The following is an 11507-nucleotide window of genomic DNA, read 5'->3' as shown; positions in this document are numbered from 1 at the left end:
TTGATCCGGCAGGGGCTTTTCGATACCCGTACTAAGCGGCGCCGATGCGGAACGGCACGGTGAGCTCCGCGGCGGCCAGCAGCTGATCCAGCGCCCGCTCCACGTCTTCCTTCCAGCCGTGATCGGAGTTCAACTCCAGTCGCAGCCGCGGGAACTTGTGATGAGCCGCGACGACCTCGAAACCGGCGTCCTCCAGGAAGTCGGCGTCGATCATGCAGGTCTCCGGCGAGCAGTCCGCGGCCGGGTTCTCCCGCACCGGAGCGCCGATCCGCTCCATCAGCATCATCGAACCAACCGAACGATCGGACATCGCCTTGGACGATGGACCGCTGCGGATACCGAACACCTCCAGCGCGCGCACACCACGACGCACCAGATCGGCCACCACCGCCTGTAGCAACCGGTGGGGTATATCCGAGTCGGCATAACGGAATTCGGTCCGCAGCGTGGTCAACAGGACCGCGTCCGGGCTTACGGGGGAGGTGGGGAACAGCGCGGCACGCGGCACAACGCTGGGCGGCGAATACAGCGCACACCCCGCGACATTGCCGTCCACCGCGGCTACCTGACCGCACGACCCCCACTCCAGCAGGACCGTGGACAGCCACGCTTCCTTCTCGAAGACCGGGTCGCTGAAGTCGCGGGAGTCCGCGGCAACGGCCGGATCCATTTCCCAGAAAACACAGCGCCTGGCGTGTGCCGGGAGCTTGTCGAGTTCTCCGAGGGAAAGTGCTGTGACGCTGGTCGACACCGCTCTGCTCAGCCTCCAGCTGTCCGATTCATCCATGCGTTCGCGCACGCCGCTTTGTTGCTGCTGCTCGCCAGCAAGAATAAGCGATCAAAGAGAACACGCCTCACTCCACTCGCTGTGCTGTTGTCAGAGGGCCCCGTTCGGACCGCCGAAACGCTGCGCTGAAACGCGCCGTCACAGTGACGTTTCGGCGGTGAGCACAGGGCTACCGGAACTACGGAGCGATTTTCGTCACTGGTCGAGCTGTTGCTGTTGCATCATCCCGACAATGCGCTCGAGGTCCTCGACGGAACCGAACTCCACGACGATCTTGCCCTTGCGCTTACCTAGGCTCACCGTCACCCGGGTGTCGAAGGACTCCGACAGCCGCTCGGCCACATCCTGCAGACCCGGCATATGAATCGGCTTGCGGCGCGGCGCCGCCGGGGGAGTGGCGGCATTCTCCGGATCGCGATTCGCCAGCGTCACCGCTTCTTCGGTGGCGCGCACCGATAGGCCCTCGGCGACGATCCGCGCGGCCAGCACTTCCTGTGCGTCGGCTCCGGCCTCGAGCCCGAGCAACGCGCGCGCATGCCCCGCCGACAGCACGCCGGCTGCCACCCGGCGCTGCACCGGAATCGGCAATTTCAGCAAGCGGATCATGTTGGTGACGACCGGACGAGACCGGCCGATGCGCGACGCCAATTCCTCATGGGTGACGCCGAATTCCTCCAGCAGCTGCTGATAGGCCGCCGCCTCTTCCAACGGATTCAGCTGCACCCGGTGGATGTTCTCCAACAGGGCATCCCGCAGCATCGCCTCGTCGGCGGTCTCCCGGACGATGGCCGGAATGCTCTCCAGCCCCGCCTTCTGGCAGGCCCGCCAGCGCCGCTCGCCCATGACGAGCTGAAAGCGGTCCACGCCCGGTTCCACCCGGCGCACCACGATCGGTTGCATGAGGCCGAACTCTTTGATGGAGTGCACCAGCTCCGCCAGCGCCTCCTCTTCGAAGACCTGGCGCGGCTGCTTCGGATTCGGCTCGATCTGCGCCGGCGGAATCTCGCGATACGTCGCGCCCGCCAGGTTCGGATCGGCGTCTTCGGTGGGGTCGGGGACCCGATGCAGATAGGCCGAAGCCGGCTGGGGGCCGATGGGATCGATGCCGATCACCACATTGGCCGCGGCACTGCCCATCCCCGGCGCGAGGCCGTGCGTGGCCCCCATCGCCGTCGGATCGGCCGCCGGGCCCGTCGGGATCAACGCGGCCAGACCGCGTCCCAGCCCACCCTTCTTCGCCTGACTCATCGGCTTACCGATCCCTTCTGTCGCCAACCACACCGAGCATTTAAGCTGCGCCGCCCGTAGCGGCTTTCGCCATCGCTCGCTGCGCCATCTCCCGGCCCGCATCGAGGTAGCTCATCGCGCCCCGGGAGCCTGGATCATAATCGAGCACCGTCATGCCGTATCCCGGTGCCTCCGAGACCTTTACGCTGCGGGGGATGACCGAACGCAATACCGCGTCCCCGAAGTGCGCGCGCACCTCGTCGGCGACCTGATCGGCCAGCTTGGTGCGACCGTCATACATCGTCAGGATCACCGTCGAGACGTGCAGCTGCGGGTTCAGATGCGCCTGCACCAGACCGATATTGCGCAACAACTGCCCGACGCCCTCCAGCGCGTAATACTCGCACTGGATCGGAATCAGCACCTCCTTCGCCGCGACGAGCGCGTTGACGGTCAGCAGACCGAGCGAGGGCGGGCAGTCGATCATTACGTAGTCGATGTCGTAGCCGGCGATATTCGCCTGCTCGATCGCGGCCTTCAGGCGGCCTTCCCGAGCCACCATGGAGACCAATTCGATCTCCGCGCCGGCCAAATCGATGGTGGCGGGGATGCACAGCAGGCGCTCGTTGTGCGGACTCTGCTGGATCGCCTCCTTCACCGAGACCTCGCCGATGAGCAGCTCGTAACTGGAGGGCACCCCCGAGTGGTGCTCGATGCCGAGGGCGGTGCTCGCGTTGCCCTGCGGATCCAGATCGATCACGAGCACTGTCATCCCCTGATGCGCCAGGGCCGCGGCAAGATTCACCGTCGTTGTCGTCTTACCGACGCCGCCCTTTTGATTCGCGATGGTGATGATCCGTTGCTCGTGCGGTTTCGGCACAGTCACCTTTCCTGGATGCAGTATCTGGCTGGCGCGCTGCGCTTCGGCCGCGATCGGAGTCTCGCTGGGGGAGATGTGCCCGAACGGTGTGCTCCCGAAGGCTTCTTGGTCGAGGTTGCTGGAGTCCAGCATCCCCGGCACGCGCGACGTGGTTTCCCGTGAAACATTCTTCGCCGGACCGCTCGACATAACTGCTCCTAACCGAGAACTTCAGATCACGCACCATCGGCCGAACGCCGACGCATGTGACTTCAAAAAACAGCTGAGTCGGAACGAACATCACGAGCGGAGTCATCCCGCATACCAATATTCCTTCGTGGCAACAACGCTCACGCCCGACGTGTCATAGCTTGCCAGCACTCAGCAGGATTAGAAAGCTGAATCGCGGTGCGGCGCACAGGACAAGCGATTTGACCGCACCGCCGGTCCCCAAACCCCACCCGAGATTCCGAATGTTTCACATGAAACAGCGGCACGGCCTGGCAACGCTAGCGGGCGCGCCCCTGGACGTGCCCGAACTTGCCCGCGAAGCAGGCTCTCGCCACCCGGTCGAAGTCGATCGCCGCAAAAGTCTCCCCCTCTGAGCAGCGTCGCGGCGTCAAACGACGTCGTCCTGTGCGCAAAGCTGTAGTGCCGTCCAATCACCGGAAGTTCCGCCATCGCCCACCACTGCGGTGGCCACTCCACTCGCCGAGCTCGGTTTGATAGGCGACATCGTTCGCATGATGTCGCGCGGCCCGGCGAATCAGGTGACGCAACTGGTGCTCGGGTTCGTTGTCGCAGGCCCGGATGCACCACATCGCAACACCGGACGTTCCTTGCGCCACAAGCTCCGCCATCGCGCACTCGAAGCTCCGCCATCGCCGAACCGCAAGCTCCATATCCAGACGCCTCCGCCCAGATGCGTGCTCGGTGTCCGGAGCGGCGACGGCCGATTCTCGAACCAGGTGCGTCGGCCGCAGCTCTGAACACAGACACCGGATCAATATCGCACCAGGCCGGGATCAGTTGCCCACAAGATCCGGTCCACACCACCTGAACACATCCACACAGATACCAAGCCCCGCGCGACCAGCCCCTGACCAAGTTCGACACACGACCAATTCCACAAACCGCCCACGACACAGGCACGCACAGCACCGGAAGCCGACCAGGTTGTCACAAAGCCAATTCCGCAAGCACCTCTAACAGGCACACAGACACAGACACCAAACCCGCCCGGCTCCGCACCGCACCGCACCGCACCGAGTCGTCCACAGGACTCAGTCGGCGATCACCCCGGCACAGCCAAATGTAGGGAGCTGCACCGGCCTTGATCGGTTGCCATCGTGCGTGCAGCCGTTATCGGCTTTCGCGTTAGGCCGCTGCTCACGAGACAGCGCAGAGGGGATTCCCGAGGACGGAGATGTTTCATGTGAAACAAGGCGACGCGCTAGGAGACCTTCTCAGCCCGCATCGCGTCAGACGCGCCCCTGGGCCTCAACGTCCGCCTGAACACAGTCGGTCCCCTTCGCGGACCGACCTGCTTCGCCGGAGCGCAAGCCCGCTACTACGAGGTGATTAGGCAGATGACAACGAGGCGCAGCGCCGCCGCCGTCTTCATGCATCGGCCGTAGCTCCCACCAACAGTGAAGGGGTTCTCATCTGGATGCAGTCGATAACACCGAGGGTGACCTCGTGCCAGACGCAAAAACCCATAATCGCGCCGACGCCCGTCAGATGACTGACAGGCGCCAGCGGCGAGTCGCACGAGACCGGATCGTCCGCCACCTCTGCACCCGGCACTCTGGAACCGGCCCCCATGCCATCGAATCCAAAAACCGACAGGCACGCCAAGCCGGCCGGTTGTCACACCAGGCACCGCCCGACAGATGACGATTGGCGGTCGCCGGATGGCGGATGGCGGATTACAAATTGAGTTGGCTGCCACCCAGAACCCAGGAAATCGGAGGTCGGCTCCCGTGTCCTGTCAAACCCGTCGATCAGCACATCAGCCGCAGGCGGCTGTCACGTCGGCCGCGCTTGCCGCTCACTGACCGCCGCTCACTGACCGCTGATCGCGCTTCGGCGGCTAAGTTGGCTGCCGCACGTGAGCACCAAGGCGATCAGATATCAGGTTCCTCTGCCACGTAAGACGTCCAGTTGGGCCTCCACGCCATCCCAAGGTCAACTGGCACGAGGCGCCGATTGCCGTTGATGGTTGACTAACAAGTTGGCTGCCACCTTCTCTATCGGCAATCGGACATTCGGTCCTGTGTCACGTCGAACCCTCAGTCGGCAGGTGCGCCGGCGCCACGGGAGTTGTCATACCGGCACCCCTGGCGTTGAACGAGACTGAGTCGCTGCCCTCTTGAACAGGTCACTCAGACATTGGTCATGTGCCGCGTTAGATACAGGCTGGATCGTCGCGTCAGCCTCTGGCCGATGGTCACTCAGTCCCTCGGTCGGTTGGTCCACCGGAAGCTAGCCAGCTGCCCTCGACGCAATCACCCTGGCGCTCAATCCATATCGCAATGCAGTCGAACGACGGTCACACCACAGGCTGATCGGATGTCTCTTGAACGCAGTCGCTCCGTCGCGGGTCTGATGTCACCCTCCTAAATCGAAATCTGTAGTCCGAATGGCGCCGGTCAGTTGGCAGGCCAGACCCCCGCCGGATATGGCACCAAGTCAGTCGGCTGCCGTCCTGAGCCAGTCACTCGTACGCCGCCCGCAGCGTCACCACAAAGCAATGGGCGCATCACACGCCAGTCGGCGGCCAACTTGCCGCTGTTGCTCGGATGCAGGTCGGCCTTCGCTTCAGTCGTCGACAGTCGTCGTGCCAGAGACCGGAAGAGGAGCAGCGCGCATGCCGGTCGACGGTCACTCAATACGCGGGGAGTAGAAGCCCCACACGCGGAGAGAGAGCAGCAAAAGCACGTGAGTTGGTTAGCGCACCGCACGCGGGTTGGTTGCCATCCTGAGCAATCGCTCAGACGTAAAGGGATAGTCACATCAGACACCAGCCGATCGTTGCGCCAGACCTGGGGGAGCCGAGCGCGTACCGGTCACAGTCACCCAGTATGCGGTGCAGTAGACGCCCATGACGCGGGGAGCCAGAGCCGCCCCGAACTCCGCCGGTCAGTGGGTGGATCACATGCCAGTTGGTTGTCAACGCTCAGACGCCGGTCGATTGCCGCATCAGACGCCGGGCGATCGCTGCGTCAGACGCCGGACGGGGAGTCGCGCAGATGCCAACACGCGAGGAGCAGGGCCGCGCCAGACTCCGGCGGTCAGTTGGCGCGCCACATGCGAGTTGGTTGTCATCGCGGCTGCTGTTACTCAGACGTTGGTTGATACTCACATCAGACGCCGGTCAGTTGTCGCCAGACACCAAGGAAGGGGAGTCGGGCAAAGGCCGGTCGGCGGTCGCCCTGCGCGCAAGGGGGGAGACGTGCGTCAGACCGCAGCGATAGGTAGGCGCACCAGACGCAGTGGTTGTCATCCTGACCGCAGTCCCTCAGACGCCAACTCGTTGGTCGAATCCAAGCAAGTCGGTTATTGGCCTTGGGCCCGTCCGGTGGCATTCCTGGCGACCTGGATACAGCGCGGATGTGCACGCCGAGCGTCGTGACGGTCACTGAGTCCAACTCGGTCTTGAAGCCGGGCACAGGGGAGGGGAGAACATGCAGATACCGATTGGCCGTTGGTCGACACGCTGCTGGGAGGTGGTCGCACCCGGCTTCGACGCTGCACCGGACTTGATCGGTTGCCATCGTCCGCGACGCGGTTTGTCGGCATCTGCGTAAGGCCGCTGTCGCATCAGACGACGCGGAAGCATCTGCCGAGTCGGCGATGTTTCATGTGAAACAGGCGACGCACCAAAAGACTTGCTCAGCCCCGAGACTTGTTGACCCGCGCCACACGACGACGAGTCGTCCGCTCAGCCCGGGGAAGTAGTTCGGCGCTGATCACCAGAGTGGGGGTGGAGACCAGTCCGGTTCCGCATTCGAGCACCTGTGCGTTGCTTGCTCCGGCTCGGGCGAGCGCCTCACCGTCGCGCGCCAACTCCTCTGCGGCGCTGATGCCTTTGAGCGCGAGCATCCGTCCGTGATCGCGGAGGAGGGGGAGGGACCACTGAGCCAGTTTCGCCAGCGGGGCGACCGCACGGGAGGTGACGATGTCGGCACCGCCCGCTTCCTTCATCACCCCGGACTGTTCGGCGCGACCGCGCACGACGGTGATGTCGAGGCCGGCCGCTTCGATGAATTCACTCAGAAAGATGGTGCGGCGCAAGAGCGGTTCCACCAAGGTGATTCGAAGATCCGGGCGCGCGATGCCGAGCGGGATGCCGGGCAGACCGGCACCGCTCCCGATATCGACTACCGTCGCGCCTTCGGGGATCAGCTCACCGAGTACCGCGCAGTTGAGGATGTGCCGATCCCATAGGCGCGGGACTTCACGGGGACCGATCAGTCCGCGCTCCACCCCGGCGCTGGCGAGCGCCGCGCAGTACATCCGCGCGATATCCAACCGCGCACCGAAAACCTGAGCGGCTTCGGCGGGTGGCTCCAACTCGGTCGGCAGGGGAGCGCTTTCCCCGAGATCCCGTTCCACGTGAAACTTCCTTCCGCGTTCGATAGGTCAACAGTATTGAACCGGCACCCGGGGTTCGCAGCCGGGACATGGAGAAGGCCCCCGATCCGAAGATCAGGGGCCCGGTCCAAAACGTCACGGTGACGAAACGCCCCGTCCCCAACCTCGCCCGATATCAGGCGGGAACGACCACCACGTGGCGGTTCGGCTCCACGCCCTCGCTCTCGCTCTCGACTCCGTCGACCGCGGCGACCGCGTCGTGCACAATCTTCCGCTCGAACGGGGTCATCGCCGCCAGCGCTTCCGGCGCACCGGATTCCAGCACCCGCTTGGCCGCAGCGGTTCCGAGCGCACTCAATTCCTCCCGACGCTTGGCCCGCCAGCCGGCCACGTCCAACATCAGCCGGCTGCGCACACCGGTCGCCTGCTGCACCGCGAGACGGGTCAGCTCCTGCAGCGCGTCGAGCACCTCCCCGTCCCGGCCGACCAGCTTCGACAGATCCCGGCCGCCATCGATGCTCACCACCGCACGATCGCCTTCGACGTCCAGATCGATATCGCCGTCGAAATCCAGCACATCGAGCAGCTGCTCGAGGTAGTCACCCGCGATTTCGCCCTCTTCGATCAGGGCTTCCTCGGAGTCACTCGCGACATCAGCTGGTTCCGTCTCGGCGTTCACCATCGTCGTCGCCACTGTGGCGTCCCCTCCGTCGGTCTCAACAGTCATTTGGTTTTCCTTCATCTGCTCGCCGCGACCGCCTGGCCATCGCCGCCGGGTGGTACGCGATCAAGGGGTTGCTGCTCAGTGCCGGCGCGCGATCAACGCCGTCGCTTCTGGTTCGCCCGGCCGCGGTTCGGACGCTTCTGTCCGCCACCCGAGCGGCGCTGGGCCGAAGTCTTCGGCTTGGCGGCTGCGGTGCCGTTCGTGGAGACCGTGTCCACCACATCCTCGACCGCGTCCGCCACGTCGGCGTCGACCGGCTGCTTCTTCTTGACGTTCACCGGCTTGGCACCCGGCCTCGGCGCGTTCTGTGCGCGCTGCTCGAGCTTCTGCTGCTTCTTCTCTTCTTCTTCCTTGGCCATCCGGCCGAAGACGAGGTGCTGCTGACCGTAGGTCCAGATATTGTTCGCGACCCAGTACAGCAGGATGGCGATCGGCAGGAACGGACCACCGACGAGCACGCCGAGGGGGAACACCCACAGCGCGAGCTTGTTCATCATCGCGGCCTGCGGGTTGGCCGCGGCTTCCGGGCTCTGGCGAGCGACCGAGGCGCGCGCGTTGAAGTGCGTGGCGAGACCGGCGATGATCATCAGCGGGATCGCGACGGCGCCGATGGCGACCCGGGAGGGCAGTTGACCGTCGATGGCGAAGGCCTGCAGTTCGCTCACCGGAGTGGTGATGAACGCGGAGATGGGCGCACCGAAGAGGCGCGCGCTCAGGAAGGACTGCACGTCGGCGGCATTGAAGACGTAGTTCGGCGTGTTGGCGTTTTCCTGGATGCTCATGCCGAGCTGACCGAAGCCGTGACCGGTCCGGTTGAACGAACGCAGCACATGGAACAGACCGAGGAACACCGGCACCTGCGCCAGGATGGGCAGGCAGCCCATCAGCGGGTTGAAGCCGTGATCCTTCTGGAGCTTCTGCATCTCCAGCGCCATCTTCTGGCGGTCGTTCTTGTACTTCTTCTGCAGCTCCTTGATCTGAGGCTGCAACTCCTGCATCTGCTTGGTCGTGCGGACCTGCTTCACGAACGGCTTGTACAGCACGACGCGAAGCGTGAAGACCAGGAACACCACGGCCAGGGCCCAGGCGATACCGCTGTCCTTACCCAGGCCGGGGATGGCCGCGAAAACTCGATGCCAGAACCAGAGGATCCAGGACACCGGGTAATAAATGAAGTCGAGCACGGCTCTATGCACTCCCGTCGTTCGGTTCGCCGATCACCGCGGACGGTGATCCTGTACAAGCGTGTGGCGCCGACGCGTCGTCGGATGACGTGGCATTGTCGGCAGCGGCTGCCTCATCCCGGGCGCGCGGACGGCGCTCCGGGACGGGGTCCCACCCACCAGGGTGCCAGGGCGCACATTTGAGCAGTCGCACGACCGTCAGTCCGAGCCCGATGAACAGGCCCCGGGTGCGCAGCGCGGTGACGGCGTATTCACTGCAGGTCGGTGTGAAGCGGCACACCGGCATTCGGGTGGGGGAGACGTAGGTCCGGTACAGCTCGATCAAGAAGATCAACAAGCGAGCCGGCAGCCGCGCGAGGCTTCTCACGACGACCGGGCCCCATCGAGTTTGCGCAGCGCGCCCCGGAGTTGGCGGAGTAGCTCGTCCGAATCGGCGTCGGCGGCGCCGGGCAGCGCACGGATCACGATATCGGCCTCGACGGGTAGATCGTGGATCACCTTGCCGCACATATGACGCAGGCGGCGGGCTACCCGGTGTCGAATCACCGCGGAGCCCACCGCCTTGCTGACAATCAATCCGAATCGCGGACCGCCCACGCGGACCAGCGCATCCGCCGGGGGACGGCAGGAGGCGGAGCCGACGGGGTGGGTAAACCCCGCTGCGCCGTCAGGTCCACTCGTGCCCACGATTCCGTCATACCCGTGAATGTGCACGTGTACGACCAGATCTCGCCTCCCGATTCGCTGGCCGCGGCGCACCGTCCGGGAGAAGTCGGCACGATGATGCAACCGATACGGCTCAGGCAACACCCGAGCGTCCGAATGCGAGGATCAGGCAGTCAGGGTCTTGCGGCCCTTGCCGCGACGCGCGGAAACGATGGCGCGGCCCGCACGGGTCCGCATCCGGAGACGGAAGCCGTGAACACGCGCCCGACGACGGTTGTTCGGCTGGAACGTCCGCTTGCCCTTGGCCACGGTCAACACTCCTAGAGTTGGTGGGCACCAGGTGGCGCCCGATAGCTGGTCGGTAAAACGTAGTGCGCGCGATGCTGAGTAGCCCAAGCATTGCAAGTTCGGTCATCATCGATGCGCGTCGGTCCTGGCGCACAGGGTCGGTTACGACCTCAACGCGGTCAGCACAGGACCGCCACCGCACCAAGGGGTGACTGTACGAGGGTACTGATCCTCGAGATGCGGGTCAAACTCAGCCCCCACGTCGCCCGTCATCGGACCAGGTCAAACTATGAACAGGGCTGTGGACTCCGTCGTGCGTTATCAACACCCCTAGGCGCCCAGGGGTGTGCGGATGCCCAACGATAGCCAGCTGGTAGCTGAAGATCCGCAGGTGAGAGCGACACACCGGCCGAGCTGAAGCACATTTCACATGTCCCCAGGGTTTTCCACATCTGTGGATAATTGTGTGGAAACACCCCTCCGGTGGCATATTCGTAGGCCGACGGCTGCCCCTTCGCCGCTACCTGGAACCGGAGGTTCCTAACAGCGCTCGCGCTCGCGGGACCGCTGTACCGCCATCCACGGTAGATGCCCGCGTGCCCCCGGCCGTTGGTAACTGCTTGCGGGTCACCCGAAAGGCGGCCTGCGCCTATCGACAACTACTGGGGAGGACACTGCATGGACGACGAGCAGAACGTGTTGGCCACTGTGTGGCCCGAGGTGATCGCTGAGCTCACCACCGGCTCGCCCGACGGCGCTATCCCCCCGGTCACCAGAGCGCAGCAGGCCTGGCTCAAGCTGGTCAAGCCGATCACCGTGGCGCAGGGCTTCGCGCTGCTCTCGGTGCCCTCGTCGCTGGCCCAGGAAGCCATCGAACGCGATCTGCGCGAACCGATCCTGCGTTCCCTCGGCCGACGGCTCGGCCCCCAGGTCGAAGGCCTCGGCGTGCGTATCGCCGCGCCGCCGCAGTCGACCAGCGAGCGGTCCGCGGCGAATCCGCGGCATGCCCGCATGACCAGCCGGCCCGAACGCCGGGAACCGCGGCGCGCTCCCGCCCCGGACTACCCGGCGCGCGGTGAATACGGCCAGCCCCAGCGTTACGGCGGGGCCGGTGATTACGACCCGGTGCCCGACTATCAACAGGGTGGGAGTGATTACGCACCCGCCGCCGCGGAG

General features: G+C 64.8%; 9 protein-coding genes and 1 pseudogene. 1 reads left to right on the top strand and 9 read right to left on the bottom strand.

The features are described from left to right. Positions 1-31: 31 nt before the first annotated feature. From BJ987_RS05730 to rpmH, 9 genes are all read right to left on the bottom strand, one after another. Positions 32-751, bottom strand: a complete 720-nt coding sequence (locus BJ987_RS05730; protein ID WP_209885343.1) for a GNAT family N-acetyltransferase — start codon at positions 749-751, stop codon at positions 32-34. Positions 752-982: 231 nt separating this feature from the next. Continuing rightward, positions 983-2035: a ParB/RepB/Spo0J family partition protein gene (locus BJ987_RS05725; protein WP_209897895.1), complete on the bottom strand. Its 1053-nt coding sequence runs from the start codon at positions 2033-2035 to the stop codon at positions 983-985. Positions 2036-2075: 40 nt separating this feature from the next. After that, entirely contained in the window at positions 2076-3026 is a 951-nt protein-coding gene (locus tag BJ987_RS05720; protein WP_245366581.1) for a ParA family protein, read from the bottom strand. A gap of 3741 nt (positions 3027-6767) precedes the next feature. Further along, a complete protein-coding gene (gene rsmG, locus BJ987_RS05715) occupies positions 6768-7490 on the bottom strand; it encodes a 16S rRNA (guanine(527)-N(7))-methyltransferase RsmG (RefSeq protein ID WP_209885341.1) in 723 nt (240 codons plus the stop codon). A gap of 154 nt (positions 7491-7644) precedes the next feature. Then, a complete protein-coding gene (locus BJ987_RS05710) occupies positions 7645-8151 on the bottom strand; it encodes a Jag family protein (protein WP_245366578.1) in 507 nt (168 codons plus the stop codon). A gap of 137 nt (positions 8152-8288) precedes the next feature. Continuing rightward, positions 8289-9377 carry a membrane protein insertase YidC gene (yidC, locus tag BJ987_RS05705; RefSeq protein WP_209885337.1) on the bottom strand — a complete coding sequence of 363 codons (1089 nt, stop codon included), beginning with the start codon at positions 9375-9377 and terminating at the stop codon, positions 8289-8291. A 4-nt stretch (positions 9378-9381) separates the two neighbouring features. Beyond that, positions 9382-9744 carry a membrane protein insertion efficiency factor YidD gene (gene yidD / locus BJ987_RS05700; RefSeq protein ID WP_209885335.1) on the bottom strand — a complete coding sequence of 121 codons (363 nt, stop codon included), beginning with the start codon at positions 9742-9744 and terminating at the stop codon, positions 9382-9384. Further along, positions 9741-10187, bottom strand: a complete 447-nt coding sequence (gene rnpA / locus BJ987_RS05695) for a ribonuclease P protein component (RefSeq protein ID WP_209885334.1) — start codon at positions 10185-10187, stop codon at positions 9741-9743. The genes yidD and rnpA overlap by 4 nt, the downstream gene beginning before the upstream one ends. A 21-nt stretch (positions 10188-10208) precedes the next feature. Then, complete coding sequence (gene rpmH / locus BJ987_RS05690) at positions 10209-10352, bottom strand: 50S ribosomal protein L34 (RefSeq protein ID WP_209885332.1); 144 nt, start codon at positions 10350-10352, stop codon at positions 10209-10211. Between the two features lie 657 nt (positions 10353-11009). Here rpmH and BJ987_RS38350 point away from each other — a divergent pair. Then, positions 11010-11298, top strand: a pseudogene (locus BJ987_RS38350) (chromosomal replication initiator protein DnaA); the annotation flags it as partial. Between the last annotated feature and the right edge of the window lie 209 nt (positions 11299-11507).

It is taken from the genome of Nocardia goodfellowii, assembly GCF_017875645.1.
Classification (GTDB): Bacteria; Actinomycetota; Actinomycetes; order Mycobacteriales; family Mycobacteriaceae; genus Nocardia; species Nocardia goodfellowii.
This window is presented reverse-complemented; position numbering and strand designations above follow the sequence as displayed.

Coding starts and splice junctions, on each gene's coding strand:
- BJ987_RS05725 (WP_209897895.1), bottom strand. CDS start 2,035: ATGAGTCAGGCGAAGAAGGGTGGGCTGGGACGCGGTCTGGCCGCGTTG.
- BJ987_RS05710 (WP_245366578.1), bottom strand. CDS start 8,151: ATGGTGAACGCCGAGACGGAACCAGCTGATGTCGCGAGTGACTCCGAG.
- BJ987_RS05720 (WP_245366581.1), bottom strand. CDS start 3,026: ATGCTGGACTCCAGCAACCTCGACCAAGAAGCCTTCGGGAGCACACCG.